We start from the raw sequence: 15,067 nt of genomic DNA, 5'->3' as shown, positions 1-15,067 counted from the left end.
GGGGTGTTCCCATGAAAGACCCCCTAATACTTTCCCTGTCACCCCGGCTGGATTCCACCCATGTGGGTCTTTTCAGAGGTCCGGCGGTCCTTTTGCGTCAGGAGCTGTCCCATCGAAAGGAGGACCTTATTAGGTACCCTCGGCTGAAGGACCAGCTTGGCCTTCGGGTTCAGGCGGTTGAGGACTTGGCGGCGGAACATGGGTTTGATATCGACCGGGTGGAGTGTTTCATCTCCACCGGGGGCATTCTCGGTCCGGTGCCGGGAGGGCCCTACGTGGTCACCCGCCGAATGGTGGAGGTGTTAGAGAGGGAGTCATTCGGACATCACGTGTCCAACCTGGGAGGGCTCTTGGTCATGGAGCTTTCCATGAGGCACCCGATGGGGATCCCCCTCGTTGGTGATCCGGTGAGCACCGACGAGCTCCTCCCGGAGGCCAAGCTATCGGGTACCGGGGTGATCGAGCGCCATCCGGTCTTCCACGCCCTATCCCAGAGAAGCGCCGCCCGGCTTGGGGCTCTAAGGCTCGGCAAGGATTACCGGTGCTGTCGCATGGTGGTGGCCCACCTTGGGGTGGGAATTAGCGTTGGTGCCCATCGGGACGGCCTGGTCATAGAGGTCAACGATGCCCTCATGGGGGAGGGCCCCATGTCTTTGCATAGGGCAGGGGGATTGCCGGTGCTGGGGCTTATTGAAATGGTCTTCAGCGGCAGGTATGACCTGGAGGAGCTGTCGGAGATGATAACCCGCAAGGGGGGGCTTGTGAGACACCTGGGGGTCGATTCCCCCAGGGAGGTGGATTCCCTGCTTCGGAAGGGTGACGAACGGGCCCTCTTGGTCTTTGAGGCCTTTGTCTCCTCCGTGGTCAAGGAGATCGCCGCCAGGGCGTCGGTCCTCGAGGGTATCGTGGACATGATAGTGATCACTGGGCCTCTTGCCTCTTGGGATTCTCTGGTTTCAAGGCTGGAGGAGCGTTGTAGGTGGATCGCCCCCGTCATGGTCATAAAGGGGCAGGATGAACTGGCGGACCTTGCCGTGTGTGCCTCTTCGGTGCTCTCGGGTGTTGAGGAGGCCCGATCCTTGGGATGATCTTTTTTGGGGGGTGTTCCCTTGTCTGTCCTTAAAGATGTAGCGGCTGACTTTGAGACCCTTTGTCTAGATGGTTCCTTCGGGGACAAGAAGGTGCTGGTCCATCTCATTCGTCCAGCGGAGGGTTGGAATGGTGGTTTGATGGTGGTCTTTCACGGGGTGCACGGCACGGCCCTCCCGGACCCGGGGAACAAGTACGGAGACCTTGGGAGGCTCATAGCCTCCAGAGGGGCCGTGGCGGCGGTGGTTGAGACCAGCAGGTTGAGACGGGACCGCGGAAGCTTTGGATCCGATAAGAACCGTTGGGCCCGGGAGGCCTTTACCGGCAAGACCTTTGCCCAGGAGATGGAGGATCTTAGTCGCGCGGTTAGAGGGGCTTTGGAGACGGTGGATCCTAAGTGGCTGTGGCTGTGGGGGTTCTCCCTTGGGGGCATAGGGGCCATGCTGTTGGCCTCCGGGGCTTCCAGGATGTTAGGGGTGGAGCCCCCGGTGGACCGGGTAATGGGGGTGGTGACCTCTGGGACCGGGGATACCCTGAGGGACAATGCGGACCTCGGCATGCTTGAGCTGCCCATACTCAACTCCCTGCCGGACCGGTCGGTGCTTCACGAGGGGGCTAAGGGGTTGAACTCATCGTATTTCGCGGCCTTTAGGGGCACCGAGGATGACCTGTTCAGCGTGGGTTCCTGCCGACGGCTGGTGGACCTGGTCCCGCTGTCGGAGGAGAACAAGTTCCTTCAGGAGATACCAGGGGTTGACCATTCGTTCCGCACAGTTAACGGCGAACCCTCCAGGGAACCCCTTAAGATGATGGTGGACCGGGTGAGGCTTTGGTGGCCTTAAGGTTCTTCGGCTCCCCTTCAAAGGGGGATGAGGGGGGATTTGACCAGGCAGACAGGGACCACCTTATGGGGCTCCTGGTCTCCATGGGTGCCCTGGTGCGAGACAACCTGGAGGGGGTCTTGAATACCTTTATCACCTCCGGGGCGTCCGTGGCTATCCCGGATGACATGCCGGTGGATTCCATGGAGGTCCAGGTGGAGAGCGAGTGCTTGCGGCTTATCGCCCTGAGACAGCCCCTGAGGGAGGACCTACGCTTCTGCTTTGCGGTGCTCCGCATAGCCAAGGACCTGGAGAGGATTGGCGATGAGGCCCAGAACGTGGGGGAGGAGCTCTCCCCCTTTGGGTCCTTCAAGATGCCCGAGGAGTGGGAGGAGCTGCCCGCCATGTTCTCCAAGTGCATGGAGATGCTTGACGAGGCGATGGACTGCATGGTCCGGTTGGATCCGGACCTGGCGCTTTCGGTCTTCCACAAGGATGACCAGGTGGACCTCCTCTGGAGCCGGATGAGGGAGAGGGCAGTGGGGGTCTTCAGCGGGTCCTGTGAGGTGGGAAGGGAGCGGGCCGTCAAGGTGCTGGCCCTTTTGGCGGTGGGACGTCACCTTGAGAGGATAGGGGATCACTGCGCCAACGTGGCGGAGCTCGCGTACTTCGTTATAACCGGGCGCAGGCTTAGGGGTGAGTCCATCCCTTAATCCCGCGCCCGGTCATTTGGGTTACCCTTAGGAGGCTGTTTGGCTGTAATCTATGGTTAACCTTGCTTCTCCTGATCCACTATGGGGTCGCAGAAGGCCGCATCGGACTCCCAGGGGAAGAGTATCCACGTGTCCTGAGTAACCTGTGTCACGAACTTGTCCACCATTGGGATGCCCTCAGGTTTAGCGTACACCGTGGCGAAGTAGGCCTTGGGGAACATTTCCCGAACGACCTTGGCGGTCTTGCCGGTGTCCACCAGGTCGTCTATGATGAGGCAGTTCTCGTCCACCCCATCCAGGTCTGGTCTCTTGAGGATCTTCATGTCCCCCTGGTTTTTAAGGGTGTAGCTGGATATGCACACCGTGTCCACCAGCCGGACCTCGAGCTCCCTGGCCATTATGGCCGCCGGCACCAATCCTCCCCGGGCCACCGCTATGATCCTGTTCCAGCTTCGCAGTTTTACCAACTCCCTGGCAAGGGTCCTGCAGTCCCGCTGTATCTGGTCCCAGCTGACCGAGTAAGTCTTGTGGTATCTTTCTTCGGACATGAACCTTCCTCCTCAAGAGCTTAATGTATTCGCTAAGGATATGATAAGCCGCCCCTGGAATGCAACGTCTGAGGCGGTGCTTTTAAGGTTTGAGCCGTAAGTATATCATAAGGATAGGAGGTGATGTCCTGTGAGGGCCTTGTATGCTTTGCTGATCTCGGCGGTCCTCTCCCTTTATGGGATCGCTTGGGCAACCCCTTTGCAGGTGCTGCGGGAGGCGGCGATGTGGAAGTTCTACCCCGCTGAGAAGGTTCAAGAGGCGTTCTTCCCGTGCCAAATGGCCCCTCAATATTGTGATAAGCTTGGGATAAGGGACTCCGATGACGGGTTTTACAAGGTTTTCTTTCACGATGGTTTCGTGCTCACCCTCCTATCCTCGGGGGACGTGGCGGAGCACTATTACCTCCCATCGGAGGTTAACTTGGGGTTGTTCAAGGAGAACCTGGAGAGGTATGGCTCCGCAAGCTTCGATAAGCTTCCGGAGGGTTTGAAGAAGAGGCTTATGCTGCGGGTGGAGGACATGAAGAGGTGGGCCGCCCAGGGGAGCCGCTAATGGGTCCCCTGGCGGGGGTCGAGAAAGTTACTGGTGAAGACGTATCTTCCCCTTTAGGATGGCCGTCCTGGAAGGGGGAGCTGAATACTGGGTAGTTTGGGGGATTATCGTATGTTGAAGGAGGTACTTGCACGGCTTCTCGTCTTAATAGTGGTGCCTTTCGGATGGATTTTGTGTCCCAATCCCGCCGGGGCTTTGGACGTGGTGGATGCCCAGGACAGGTACATAAGGATAAGGATCGCGTCCCCGATCCACAACTTGACGGATGTAAGGGTCTGGAGGTCCCGGTACGATCCCTCCGATGCCCTGCCGGAGAAGATGACCCAGCACTTCCAGAACGTGCTTAAGTCCTCCCCCATGGTGGAGGCCACCCTTTTGGACAAGGAGGTGGGGGCTGGATGGCCCGTAAGGGGTTACGGCCCCAACGACGTGGTGGTCAAGGTTAACCTGGAGGATCTTAAAATAGGCAAGAAGGACCTATTAGGCTCTCAGATGAGCGCCGTGGCTTACGTGAGGATGACCGTCTACGGGGCGGTCTCCAAGGAGCCCATATACACTTGGGTTTCCCGTTCGGACCTTAAGAGGTGGACCCCGGAGTATCGGGATCTCAGGGAGCCCTTCTTCTGGAGGGATTTTGAGGCCTCCGTGTACTGGTCCGCCGTGAAGGATGCCATAAACGGATGTGTAGGCGAGTTGGTCTCTTTGAGGCGTGGGTATCGTATTTTGGGCCGCATCGTGGCGGTGGCCCGCCCTGCGGATGGGCTTGCCTGGGACAGGAACGTCCGGAGGTTCCACGTGAACCTTGGGGCCGAAGACACCTTGAGGGAGGGGGACGTCCTCCCGGTGATGCGGTCCACCGTGACGAGGACGGCGGATGGGGAGGAACCGGTTATGTTGTACCCCCAGCGGGTAGGCAGGGTAAGGGTGGTATACGCTAGCCAAAAGGACGGGGTGGTGGAGGTTGTAGAGGAGCCCAAGGGATCCCCGATAGGGATTGGGGACGTGATAATGGTACCGCTCACCATTCCCAGGAAGGGGCTTTTCTGACCTGGCATCCCGGTTCCATTCGGTGGATTTAGGAGGAATACCCATGTTTGACCGTTCGAGAGGTTTTGCGTTTTGGGGTACCCTTTTGCTGGTGGCGTTAGCCCTGTGGTCCGTGCCCATAGGGTCCTTGCCGGCGGAGGCCAAGGTCCGGGTGAGGGCGGTTAAAAGGCCGTCGCGGGCTGAGCAGCCGCTGGCGGTTAAGGGGGCGAGCCTGCGCAGTCCCCTGATGACCCAGGCCTGGAGGGGTGGTCAGCAGCTGGTGAGTGAGGGGAGGCTGAAGGAGGCGGTGAGGTACCTCAGGGCCTACGTCTCCGTCGTGCCTAGGTCCCCGGACGGGTGGTTCTGGCTGGGCCGGGCATACCTGGCCATGGGGGATTTTGAAAGGGCCAGGAACGCCTTCCAGCGGACCTTGGCGGTGGATCCCTACTACCCGTCCCTGCAGCCGGACCGGCTGGACGATTCCGGCATGCCCCTTTGGCCTGAGATAACGCCCCCCGAGGCGGATTGACGGTGGTGCCGGCGGTGTGGGCATAAGCCCGATCGCATGGAGGGTATTTATCGCCTTAAAAGCATGACTCAACTTCTTAAGAGGCGGGGGGATGGGTTTTGAGGATCAAGCGTATCTTGACCGTGGTGGACACCCACACCGGGGGAGAGCCCACCAGGATAGTCCTATCCGGAGGTCCCATGCTTCGGGGGAACACCATGCTGGACCGCTGGCAGGAGTTCCGGCTCCGCCACGATGACCTAAGGGAGTTCCTGATGAGGGAGCCCCGAGGACACGGGGACATGTTTGGGGCGCTGGTTACCACCCCTTGTTCAGATGGGGCCCACTGCGGCGTGATCTTCATGGACCCTTCCGGATGCCTTACCATGTGTGGTCACGGATCCATCGGGCTTGCCAGGACCTTGTTGGAGCTCCGCATGGTTGAGAGTAATATCCCCTGTACCCATGTGATCCTTGATACCCCGGCTGGGGTTGTGAGAGTGCTGGTGGATGTCCAGGAGGACGGACAGGTGGGGGCAGCGCTGCTTGGCAACGTGCCGTCCTTCCTTTATGCGGAGGATCTTAAAATCCGGTTGTCCGACGGGACCGACGTAACGTTGGACGTGGCTTTCGGGGGCAACTTCTTCGCCATAGTGCCCGCGGGGCAGTTGGGGCTCTCCATAGAGCCCGGGGAGGCCAGGAGGATACAGGCCTTGGGGTTGGAGATCCGGGAGCTGGTTAATCTAAAGATCCGGGCTTCCCACCCGGAGGAGGACAGGATATGCGGGGTTGAACTTGTGGAGTTCTCCCTGCAGGAGGGGGAGCGGCGCTACCGCAACTGCGTGGTCTTTGGTCAGGGGGCCATTGACAGGTCTCCCTGTGGAACCGGAACCTCCGCCAAGATGGCGGTCTTGGCGGCTAAGGGGGAGCTCAGGCCTGGGGAGGAGTTCGTTCATCGAGGCATAACCGGCAGCGTTTTCACCGGTTACGTGGAAGAGGGCCCTAAGATCAGCGGTTTCCAAAGCGTGCTTCCCTTTGTGAAGGGCACGTCAAGCATAACCGGTTTCAACATGCTGATCCAGGAGGAGGGTGACGTATTCCCACGGGGTTTCCTGTTGGGGCGCTGATTTCTTTGGGGGTCTTAACTTTTGGACTTGATCGCCGGCGGGGGGTGTCTCATGAGAAGCGTTCGTTCTAAGCCGGGAGTGCGTTTTATCGTTTTTTTATTGGTCCTTTTCGCGATGGTGCCCTTTGGAACCCCTTGCGAGGCTTCCGATTATGAACGTGGGGTGGTCCTGGTGCTCTCCGGCGGGGGTACCAGGGGTTTTGCCCATATCGGGGTTCTCAGGGTGTTGGAGGAGCGGAAGGTGCCGGTGGCAGGAATAGTGGGCACCAGCATGGGGGCCATAATAGGTGGTCTTTACGCCTGCGGATACAGCGCTGCTGAGCTTGAGGAGTTGATCACCACCAATAACATCCTGGACCTCCTGTACGACCGGACCTCTGGCCTGCTCCCTGACGCGTCGCTGAACCGCCTGCCAAAGGCTAGGTCCGGCTTTTTGGACTTCTACTTCGACCGGCAGCATAACCGGATAGGCCCAATGGGGGGGATGTCCGCCTCTGTGCTGGTGTCGTTTCTTAACAGGACCGTATCCGCCAAGGTGAAGGATGGGGACTTCTCAAAGCTCCCGATCCCCTTCGCCGCGGTGGCCACGGATCTTGAGACCGGAGAGCCCGTGGTTCTTCGTTCGGGCAACCTGGCGGATGCCATGAGGGCCTCCATGGCCATACCAGGCCTTTTCGAGCCCTGGATGGTGAACGGCAGGATCTTGGTGGACGGAGGGCTGGTGGCAAACCTCCCGGTCAGCATAGCCAAGGAGCTCTTCCCGGGCTTCCCCGTGGTGGCGGTGAACCTGTCGGAGGGGGTTAGGAAGGACCGGAAGGAGATAAGGACCCTCTACGACGTGGTGGCCCAGTCGATAAACATAATAACCGCCTCGTCCATAGCCGCAGAGGCAGCCAAGGCGGACGTCTTGATAGATCCCGACGTATCCAGGTTCGGCCTTCTAGATTCCGGGGGATACGAGGCAATCGTGGACCGGGGAGCCAAGGCTGCCCGGGCCGCGTTGGATGCTCGTATGGCGCTGGCGGAGGGTCAGCAACAAGGCCCTTCCAAGGATGACGCAAGGTTGCAGCAAGCATCGCTGGTCAAGCGGGTCATCATAGAGGGATTGCCGGAGCCCATGGCTCGGGACATGATGGATCGTTTCTCCCCATGGATAGGGCGCCCCTTGGACATGAATGCCGTGTCCGATGCGGCGGATGACCTGATGAGGCGGGATCAGTTCCTGGCGGTCAACGGGTATGCCAAGGAGGAAGAGGACGGTGTGTCGCTGGTCATGTCCTTTCAGCGGCGTCCACCCCTCGAGGTTTCGGTGGGCGGTTACGCCACGAACCTTCACTCCCAGCGGTGGGTCGCGCTGTCTGCGGTTAAGAGGGATCTGGCCAATGCGGGTGATGTGGGGGAGCTGCAGCTTCGGGTGGGGGATCACTGGGGGGGTGTCTTGCGCTACTTCTCACCGTACAGCGGCAACTCCCAATGGGGCATAACCTTCACCGGGAGGGAGGAGGAGATATCCCCCGAAGGGCTTAACGCCTCCCGTTGGGAGCGGTACGGGTTAAGGGTGCTTAGGTACTTCGACAACGGCAGGACCAGGTTAGGTGCGGGGATCCTGGGTGAGCAGATAGAGATGGACGGAAGCTCCAGTTCTCTCGGTCCCTACCTGTACTTCTCCTACGACAACACGGACTCAAGGAACTTCCCAACCAGTGGCTACTCGGTTGAAACCAACCTATGGGCCCCGGACCTCGAGAGGGTTTTATCCAGGACGGTCTTCCAGAGATACATCCCTTGGAACGACAAGTTTAGGGTCGTGTTGAGCGGGGGCCTCGAGACCGGGGACGGTGACTATCCTCCTCACAGGGCTTATCTGGGTGACCAGGAGGAGCTTTACAGCCTGGGAGATAAGCCCCTCTGGGGGGATCAGGCCGCGTGGGTTAGGTTGGGGCTGTCCGGGACGGTTATGCAGACCTGGTGGGGTAGGGTCAATGCGGAGCTCTTCGTCACCGCGGGCATGGTAATGAGGGACTGGAGCAGGAGCGAGGATTCCTGGGAGGTTGGACTGGCGTTATCGATACCGGGTCAGTTTTTTAACGGTAGACTAATAACTGTTTACAACAAGGACGGCAAGATGACCCTTGGTTTTTCCATAGGAGATCCCATATGGTGGAACGGTCCTCTCCCCTAATAGGTCCTGTTCGTATGCGCCATGGGGCACGGGTTAGGTAAAGGCAAAGGAGGAACGGTCCGGGGGCTGCGGTTCCCCTGGACCGTTCCTCTTACGTTTTACGCGATGTTGTTAAAGGGTTAATTGTTCTCCTTGGGGAGTTCTTCCATGGCCTTTACTAGAAGCCCCAGGGTTCTGCACACCGGGGCGTCGCTGCCTGCGGCGGTGCATATCCTGGCCACCTCCAGAGACAGGGCCTCTATCTCGGTGGTCCTTCCGGCCTCGAGATCCTGGAGCATGGAGGACCTGTTGTTACCCGTGGCTTCCATGACGAGCCTTACCGTTCCCGCGGTCCTCACGGGATCCATATCAACCCCGTTGAGGCGGGCGGCAAGGGACACCTCCCGCACCACCGATTCCGTAAGCTCCAAAGCCCAAGGGGACTTGAGGAGGCGGCCGTTGGGAACCCTTAGGATGGCGGTGAGGGGGTTTATGCAGCAGTTTACCGCCGCCTTTCGCCACAGTTCCCCTAAGGGATCATTGGAAAGCCGCACGTTGAACCCCGCGGAGGCGATGGCACGGGCCAGGTCGGAGAGATCCCTCCCCGATGGGGAGCCCAGGGCTATCTCCCCGTCTCCGCCCCACAGGACCTTGTGATCCCGGATGCTTGCCCCGTAGGTGCAAACCCCGACCGCCGCCCTGTCCTCCCCAAGGGCCCGTTGAAGCTTTTCCAGGTTCCCGATGCCGTTCTGAAGTGTCACCGCCATGGCCCCTTCCTGCAGGGCCTTCAAGAGGTAATCGCAGACCTGATCGGAGTGGTAGGACTTCACCGCCACCAGGGCGTAGGAGGGGTTGAAGTTCCAGGCGTCGTGGTGGTCCTTGGCAAGGGGGATTGAGACGTGCAATTGGGTTCCGTCGGGGCCTTGATAGGTCAAGTCTTTCACATCTCCATCCGCAGCCCCTCCGCCCGACACCCCCATGACCGGCACCCCCGCTGCAGCTAGCTGGCAGGCTATCCGGCCCCCCAGGGCTCCAAGTCCCACCACCAGTATCCTTGGGAACACCGTTTAGAGTCCCTCCAGGTCAGAGGCGTCCATGGAGAACCCATGCTGGTCCTCTGGGAAGGTCTGGGACCGCACCTCCTGGGTGTAACGGCTCAGCGCCTCCACCAGGGTTTCCCTGCCGTTCAGGTACCGTTTGACGAACTTGGGCTTGAAGGAGTTGAAGATGCCAAGCAGGTCGTGGAAAACCAATACCTGGCCGTCGCAGAAGGGGCCTGCCCCTATGCCTATGGTAGGTATGGAGAGCCGCTCGGTGATCAGCCTGGCCAAGGGGGTGGGGATGCACTCAAGGACCACCATGCAGGCCCCTGCCTCCTGGACGCTTACTGCGTCCTCCAGCACCTGCCTTGCCCTTTCCCGGTCCTTTCCCTGAACCTTAAATCCCCCCAGCTGGGTGGCGCTCTGGGGGGTGAGCCCCACGTGTCCCACCACCGGGATGCCGGCCCTTACTATGGCGCTTATGGTGTCTCTCCTGGATCTGCCACCTTCCAGCTTTACGGCGTCGACCCCGGCCTCTTTTATCAGCCTCCCGGCGTTTCTTACCGCCTCCTCCGGGGACACCTCGTAGGAGAGGAACGGCATGTCCCCTATGATGAAGGGCCTTTTTGCTCCCCTTACCACCGCGGAGCAGTGGAGCAGCATCATCTCCATGGTAACCGGAACGGTGGAGCTAAACCCGTGCTCCACCATCCCGACGGAGTCCCCCACAAGTATGGTGTCTGCTCCCGCCTCTTCCGCCATCTGGGCCTGCCAGTGGTTGTAGGCGGTGTGCATTACGATCTTCTCACCTTTGGCCTTCATGGCGTGAAGGTCCGGTATGCTCACCTTTCGGTTTTCCATGGCGCTAACCTCCTAGTGATAAAGGACCGTTGTCGATTAGCCTCGTGGTCCCAACCCGAACCGCCAGCAGGATGCGGGCGGCACTGCGAAGCTCATCCAGGTCCTCAAGGGTCTCCGGGTCCACCAGGTTCACGTACTCCACCTGAACCCTAGGGTCCTCCGGTACGGCGGACAGGGCGGCATCGATGATCCTTTTGGGGGATCTCTCCCCCTTCAATGCCTCTTCCTGGGCCCTTTGGATGGCACGGGAAAGGCACAGGGCAAGCTCCCGTTCCTCCGGGGAGAGGTAGACGTTCCTGCTGCTCATCGCCAGCCCGTCCTCCTCCCGGACGATGGGGCAGCCGATGACGTCCACGTCCATGTTCAGGTCCCTTACCATCCTTTGGATGACCTTTAGCTGCTGGTAGTCCTTCTCCCCGAAGTACGCCCGATCGGGTTTCACGAGGTTGAATAGCTTAAGGACCACCGTGCAGACCCCCCGGAAGTGGCCTGGGCGTCTTGCCCCGCACAGCCCCTTCGAAAGGCTCGTCTCCTCCACCCAGGTGGAGAAGTCCGAGGGGTACATATGAGACGGCTCGGGGGCGAAGACCAGGTCCACCCCCGCGGATCGGAGCAGTTCGAGGTCCCCGTTCAAGTCCCTGGGGTACCTGGATAGGTCCTCGGAGGGGCCGAATTGGGTGGGGTTTACGAAGATGGATACCACTGCCGTCCGGTTATCCCGACGGCACCGCTCCGCAAGGGACAGGTGCCCCTTGTGAAGGTACCCCATGGTGGGAACGAATCCCACCTGTTGTGCTCCTTTAAGGGCGATTTTTAACTCTTCGGGGGTCCTAACTAACCTCATGGGATCATCCTCCCCTTTGTATCGCTTGAACTTGCTTGGACGTGGACAGGGAACGCCTGCGCACGCTTACGAAACGGCCAAAGCCCCCGTTGAAGCCAAGGGGGCTGCAGTTCCGTTTGCATTGATAGGTTCTTCGCTAGCCTGTTAGCAGACCGCTCCGTGATCCTCCCGGTGGATCACCGACGTGGGGCGGTTGTCCTGGTCCACCAACACGACCCTGGGCTGGTGTCCCTCTGCTTCCTCCGGGGTCATCCATGCGAAGGCCATGATTATGACCTTGTCGCCCGGTTGCACCAGCCTGGCGGCGGCGCCGTTTAGGCATATGGTGCCCTTGGGGCCGGATATCACGTAGGTCTCGAGACGGCTTCCGTTGTCTATGTCCACCACCTGCACCGCTTCGCCTGGCAGGATGCCCGACAGCTCCAAGAGGTCCTCGCCGATGGTTATGCTGCCCACGTAGTGAAGGTTTGCCTCGGTCACCGTGGCCCTGTGGATCTTACTCCTGCACATCTTAAGGAACACGCGCATCTCCTCCGAAGGGATCTTCTTTTTTATGTCCCCCTTTAGGGGTTTTTACCTATCCCATTATAAGGGAAACCATCCATGTGGTGTCCCAGGAGCCTTGGTATATTACACCCATCGAAGGCGAGCTGTTTAGTCTGAGAGGGGAGGAATTGCGGATGAACAGGAAGGTGTTTGGGGCTTTGTTGATGGCTGCCCTTTTGGGGTTGTCCTCTGCGGGGGCTGCCATGGCGAAACCCATGGGGTACGGTCAAGGAGATTTCGGTTGGGGGGCCGGTGTAGGCATGGGACCTGGGCATCATGGGATGATGAGAGGGGATTTTTACGGAGGTCCCGTGGATCCCAAGGACGTACCAAAGGACGTGCAGGACATGATGCGGGAGGCCCAGCGGCTGCGGCTTCAGATGCGCCTGGCACTGACGGAGGACAAGGTGGATGCCGGTAAGGTCCGGTCGCTGTTTGAGAAGCTTCACGACATTAACGGCAAGATAGGCCGCTGGCGGATCGAAGAGGCCATAAAGCGCAGTGCCTCGCGCTAGTTACGGGATCGTGCTGGGTTAGCAGGGGATAAATTACCTCGGGGCGTTTGGGATCAAACGCCCCGTCTTTTTGTTCTTATTTGTTTTGCCCTTGTGAGGTTTTAGAACTTAAATCCTAGCAGGTTCCACGTGTTAAGAAAGCCAAGGAATACCGCCCCGAGGCCGAAGCAGCACAGGAAGAGGGGCAGCTCGAAGGGTTTTGAGTCCATGGGGCGCCTTGCGAGCGCCAGGGTTGGGGGTATGAGGGTGAGGCAGCCAAGGATAGGCAGGGTGAACAGGGATTTCACCTGCCAGGGTATCCCCAGGCGGAAGCTGTATCCCATGTTCAAGTCGCACAGCCTTATGCTCAGCAGGAAGGACCATCCCAAGATCCAGAAGCAGAGGATCCAGGCCCATTTTTGGTGCCACCTGGGGGCGTCTTCGTACCACCGGGTTGATTTGGCCTTGAAGGTGCCGAAGGAGAACATCGCTGCGGAGATCAGGAGGGCCGCTCCGAAGCTCCAAAGCAGGATCCTGGTGGTCCTGGGGTTTTCCATCAATGGTACCGGCTCGTAGGTTTCGTAGGCGTCACCTATGAAGATGTACTTCACCCTTCCACTTGGATCCCTTCGCAGCGCCAGGTGGGCGCCGTCTTCGGAGACGAACAGGTCCTTCCCCTCGGGATGGAACTCTTGGGTGCTTCGGTCCCAAGCCTCGGGGTATGACACGGTGAGGGAGCCGTCTTCGGAGCGGGATATCGTCACTGTGGGTCCCAGCATCAGGTAGGCCTTTTCCACGGTGCTTCTTGAATATCTTATGTGTCTGTAGCTGCCGCTTATGTCTTCCGTTTCTGTTGGCCTCTGCGCCCCTTCGTCGCCTTTGGGGGTCGAAGGGGTTGTGGTTGTAGGTGCAGCTGGTTTCCTGGGGCGGCTGCCGGAGAGGTAGCGGTCCGCCAGGGCCTCCCTCAGGTAGTCCCTCATGGATGACACATCTCCGTTGAAGGCCACGAAGAAGCCGAAGGATTTCTTGGGGGCCAGGAAGAGAAGGCTTGTGAAGCCGTCCACGTCACCTCCGTGTTCTATCCCTTCCACGTCCCCCGCCTGGCTCTCATACATTCCCAGCGTGGCCCCCTTTACGGAGGGGTGGTTGAAGAAGGCGGGGGTGAGGAGTTTCTTGACCGCCTCCTGGGGGATGACCTGTCGGCCGTTTAGCTGCCCGTCTTTTAACAGCGCCCTTAGGAGGTTCCCCATGTCCCTGGCGGTGGAGCAGAAGGAGATGGCCGGGACCTCTTTGAAGTAGGCCATCTGGGCGGGGTATGGATCTGGTGCGGAGAAGTAGCCGGTTGCCAGGTCCTTTTCCATCCCCTGGTCTATGGTAAAGCCGCTTTTGGTCATTCCCAGGGGGTTTAGGATGGTCTTCTTGACCAGGGATTGAAAGTTGCGCCTTGTGGCCCCTTCGACGGCGGCCCCCGCAAGGGCCATGCCGTAGTTGGAGTAGCAGTAGACCTCTCCAGGGGGGAAGACCCTCCGGGGCATTATGTGGCTTAGGGATTTTGAGAAGCTAACCTCCGCCACCGGGTCGTCCGCCTCGGTGGCCGTCCATCGGTCCTCGAAGCCTCCGGTGTGGGTGAGGAGGTTCCTTATGGTCACCGGTGAGTCCCACGGCTTGCTCGGCACCGATATTCCCTTTAGGTATCGGTTCACGTCGTCGTCCAGGGACATCTTGCCCCGTTCGCAAAGGGTCAGCACGGCGATGGAGGTGAGCACCTTTGATATGGATGCGGTTCTCACCACCGTGTCGGCGGTCATGGGTCTATGGGTCTCCAGGTCCGCGGTGCCCATCCCGAAACAGGAGATTACCTTGTCGTTGTGAATTGCCACGAAGACCGCCCCGGGGACGTGGTTGGCCTTCATGATCCCCGCAAGGAACCCCCTGGTGAAGGTCTCGAGGTCCACGGGGTTTATGCTGTCCGGAGGTGAGTTCCTTGTCCCGGCCTCGGCGGGGTTGAGGTTAAGCAGGATAGACAGTGCGATTGCGATCCACATGGTCCTAGGCCTTATGAAGCCCATCGGGACACCCCCTGGGATTTGTGGTTGGTTCTTTTAGGCTATTTTAAGGGATTTGCCTTCCCTTGGGGTATATGGAGCCCTAGGACGGTTGGGGGGCTGAGCTAAGCGGGGTGGACCGTTGAAGGGGCGAGAAGGGGAAAAGTGAAGGGGAGATCCTATCTTAGGACCTCCCCGGCGGTTCCAGGGAACCGCGTTCCGGACTGGCTACCGGTTCTGCCTCCATCCTATTTGGTTGTGACATGTGGTTTCTCATAGGCTATTTCGCTCTTCCCCCCTTTCGAGCGTTGTCTGGCTTCGGGCCGCCTCACCTACGCGAAGGTTTCCGCCTCAAGGACCGCGCTTGCCATCCAACCCCTCTTACAGTGGTAACGCTCCAAGGGTTCAACGGCTTTGCGTTTGTGGAACCTACACCGGTCCTACCAGCGTTGTGCCTCCTGCTTTGGGATCCCCGTACGTGCCCTCGGTAGCAAAAGTCTGCGATGCGATGACCCGTTTCCCGCGGATCCCCCGGCCCCATCCTTTTAACGCCCTCTCCTTGCTTAGACAAATGATAAGCGACACAGATGCCTAGATGCAAAGAAACTGTGGGGCAACCAAGGGAAAATAAAACGGCGAAAAGTGGACCGAAGTCCATTTTTCGCCGTTTTTCTTACTCTTGCTTTGTGATT

At 59.4% G+C, this 15,067-nt stretch carries 15 protein-coding genes; 9 read left to right on the top strand and 6 right to left on the bottom strand.

Translation table 11 applies throughout. The features are described 5' to 3' along the window. Window positions 1–11: 11 nt before the first annotated feature. From buk to phoU, 3 genes are read left to right on the top strand one after another with little or no spacing between them, the layout of a single operon-like run. A complete protein-coding gene (gene buk, locus THEVEDRAFT_RS06745) occupies window positions 12–1,088 on the top strand; it encodes a butyrate kinase (RefSeq protein ID WP_006583968.1) in 1,077 nt (358 codons plus the stop codon). Between the two features lie 21 nt (window positions 1,089–1,109). Continuing rightward, window positions 1,110–1,931, top strand: a complete 822-nt coding sequence (locus THEVEDRAFT_RS06740) for a dienelactone hydrolase family protein (RefSeq protein ID WP_006583967.1) — start codon at window positions 1,110–1,112, stop codon at window positions 1,929–1,931. Then, a complete protein-coding gene (gene phoU / locus THEVEDRAFT_RS06735) occupies window positions 1,922–2,623 on the top strand; it encodes a phosphate signaling complex protein PhoU (RefSeq protein WP_006583966.1) in 702 nt (233 codons plus the stop codon). The genes THEVEDRAFT_RS06740 and phoU overlap by 10 nt, the downstream gene beginning before the upstream one ends. A 56-nt stretch (window positions 2,624–2,679) precedes the next feature. Here the strand turns inward: phoU and gpt are convergent, their stop codons facing one another. Then, the gene (gpt, locus tag THEVEDRAFT_RS06730) at window positions 2,680–3,171 is read right to left on the bottom strand and encodes a xanthine phosphoribosyltransferase (protein WP_006583965.1); all 492 of its coding nucleotides are present in this window, start codon (window positions 3,169–3,171) and stop codon (window positions 2,680–2,682) included. Window positions 3,172–3,301: 130 nt separating this feature from the next. Between gpt and THEVEDRAFT_RS06725 the strand changes: the two genes are divergently transcribed. The 5 genes from THEVEDRAFT_RS06725 to THEVEDRAFT_RS06705 all read left to right on the top strand — a co-directional run bounded on the left by THEVEDRAFT_RS06725 (window position 3,302) and on the right by THEVEDRAFT_RS06705 (window position 8,566). Next, window positions 3,302–3,724 carry a hypothetical protein gene (locus THEVEDRAFT_RS06725; protein WP_006583964.1) on the top strand — a complete coding sequence of 141 codons (423 nt, stop codon included), beginning with the start codon at window positions 3,302–3,304 and terminating at the stop codon, window positions 3,722–3,724. A 111-nt stretch (window positions 3,725–3,835) separates the two neighbouring features. Further along, window positions 3,836–4,771 (top strand): FlgT C-terminal domain-containing protein, encoded by a 936-nt coding sequence (locus THEVEDRAFT_RS06720; protein ID WP_006583963.1) that lies wholly within the window; start codon window positions 3,836–3,838, stop codon window positions 4,769–4,771. A 43-nt stretch (window positions 4,772–4,814) separates the two neighbouring features. Beyond that, window positions 4,815–5,279, top strand: a complete 465-nt coding sequence (locus THEVEDRAFT_RS06715; RefSeq protein WP_006583962.1) for a tetratricopeptide repeat protein — start codon at window positions 4,815–4,817, stop codon at window positions 5,277–5,279. A gap of 98 nt (window positions 5,280–5,377) precedes the next feature. Continuing rightward, window positions 5,378–6,385, top strand: a complete 1,008-nt coding sequence (locus THEVEDRAFT_RS06710) for a proline racemase family protein (RefSeq protein WP_006583961.1) — start codon at window positions 5,378–5,380, stop codon at window positions 6,383–6,385. A gap of 51 nt (window positions 6,386–6,436) precedes the next feature. Beyond that, window positions 6,437–8,566 (top strand): patatin-like phospholipase family protein, encoded by a 2,130-nt coding sequence (locus THEVEDRAFT_RS06705; protein ID WP_245522627.1) that lies wholly within the window; start codon window positions 6,437–6,439, stop codon window positions 8,564–8,566. Window positions 8,567–8,685: 119 nt separating this feature from the next. Here THEVEDRAFT_RS06705 and THEVEDRAFT_RS06700 read toward each other — a convergent pair whose 3' ends face one another. The 4 genes from THEVEDRAFT_RS06700 to panD form a co-directional block, all read right to left on the bottom strand. Beyond that, complete coding sequence (locus THEVEDRAFT_RS06700) at window positions 8,686–9,609, bottom strand: ketopantoate reductase family protein (protein WP_006583959.1); 924 nt, start codon at window positions 9,607–9,609, stop codon at window positions 8,686–8,688. A gap of 3 nt (window positions 9,610–9,612) precedes the next feature. After that, a complete protein-coding gene (gene panB / locus THEVEDRAFT_RS06695; protein ID WP_006583958.1) occupies window positions 9,613–10,446 on the bottom strand; it encodes a 3-methyl-2-oxobutanoate hydroxymethyltransferase in 834 nt (277 codons plus the stop codon). A 4-nt stretch (window positions 10,447–10,450) separates the two neighbouring features. Continuing rightward, on the bottom strand, window positions 10,451–11,290 hold the full coding sequence (gene panC, locus THEVEDRAFT_RS06690) for a pantoate--beta-alanine ligase (RefSeq protein WP_006583957.1): 840 nt from the start codon (window positions 11,288–11,290) through the stop codon (window positions 10,451–10,453). A 144-nt stretch (window positions 11,291–11,434) separates the two neighbouring features. Then, window positions 11,435–11,818: an aspartate 1-decarboxylase gene (gene panD / locus THEVEDRAFT_RS06685; protein WP_342610154.1), complete on the bottom strand. Its 384-nt coding sequence runs from the start codon at window positions 11,816–11,818 to the stop codon at window positions 11,435–11,437. A gap of 152 nt (window positions 11,819–11,970) precedes the next feature. Between panD and THEVEDRAFT_RS06680 the strand changes: the two genes are divergently transcribed. Continuing rightward, complete coding sequence (locus THEVEDRAFT_RS06680) at window positions 11,971–12,351, top strand: hypothetical protein (RefSeq protein ID WP_006583955.1); 381 nt, start codon at window positions 11,971–11,973, stop codon at window positions 12,349–12,351. A 101-nt stretch (window positions 12,352–12,452) separates the two neighbouring features. On the opposite strand, the gene THEVEDRAFT_RS06675 is transcribed toward THEVEDRAFT_RS06680, so the two are convergent. Then, a complete protein-coding gene (locus THEVEDRAFT_RS06675; RefSeq protein ID WP_006583954.1) occupies window positions 12,453–14,399 on the bottom strand; it encodes a serine hydrolase domain-containing protein in 1,947 nt (648 codons plus the stop codon). Window positions 14,400–15,067 lie beyond the last annotated feature (668 nt).

This window comes from Thermanaerovibrio velox DSM 12556 (genome assembly GCF_000237825.1).
Lineage (GTDB): Bacteria > Synergistota > Synergistia > Synergistales > Synergistaceae > Thermanaerovibrio > Thermanaerovibrio velox.
Note: the sequence above shows the minus strand (reverse complement) of the source record. Positions and strands in the feature narration are given on the sequence as shown.

What these genes read in the sequence shown, in the direction of transcription:
- buk (WP_006583968.1), top strand. Translation starts at nt 12, where the DNA reads ATGAAAGACCCCCTAATACTTTCCCTGTCACCCCGGCTGGATTCCACC.
- gpt (WP_006583965.1), bottom strand. Translation starts at nt 3,171, where the DNA reads ATGTCCGAAGAAAGATACCACAAGACTTACTCGGTCAGCTGGGACCAG.
- THEVEDRAFT_RS06720 (WP_006583963.1), top strand. Translation starts at nt 3,836, where the DNA reads ATGTTGAAGGAGGTACTTGCACGGCTTCTCGTCTTAATAGTGGTGCCT.
- THEVEDRAFT_RS06715 (WP_006583962.1), top strand. Translation starts at nt 4,815, where the DNA reads ATGTTTGACCGTTCGAGAGGTTTTGCGTTTTGGGGTACCCTTTTGCTG.
- THEVEDRAFT_RS06705 (WP_245522627.1), top strand. Translation starts at nt 6,437, where the DNA reads ATGAGAAGCGTTCGTTCTAAGCCGGGAGTGCGTTTTATCGTTTTTTTA.
- panB (WP_006583958.1), bottom strand. Translation starts at nt 10,446, where the DNA reads ATGGAAAACCGAAAGGTGAGCATACCGGACCTTCACGCCATGAAGGCC.
- panC (WP_006583957.1), bottom strand. Translation starts at nt 11,290, where the DNA reads ATGAGGTTAGTTAGGACCCCCGAAGAGTTAAAAATCGCCCTTAAAGGA.
- panD (WP_342610154.1), bottom strand. Translation starts at nt 11,818, where the DNA reads ATGCGCGTGTTCCTTAAGATGTGCAGGAGTAAGATCCACAGGGCCACG.
- THEVEDRAFT_RS06680 (WP_006583955.1), top strand. Translation starts at nt 11,971, where the DNA reads ATGAACAGGAAGGTGTTTGGGGCTTTGTTGATGGCTGCCCTTTTGGGG.
- THEVEDRAFT_RS06675 (WP_006583954.1), bottom strand. Translation starts at nt 14,399, where the DNA reads ATGGGCTTCATAAGGCCTAGGACCATGTGGATCGCAATCGCACTGTCT.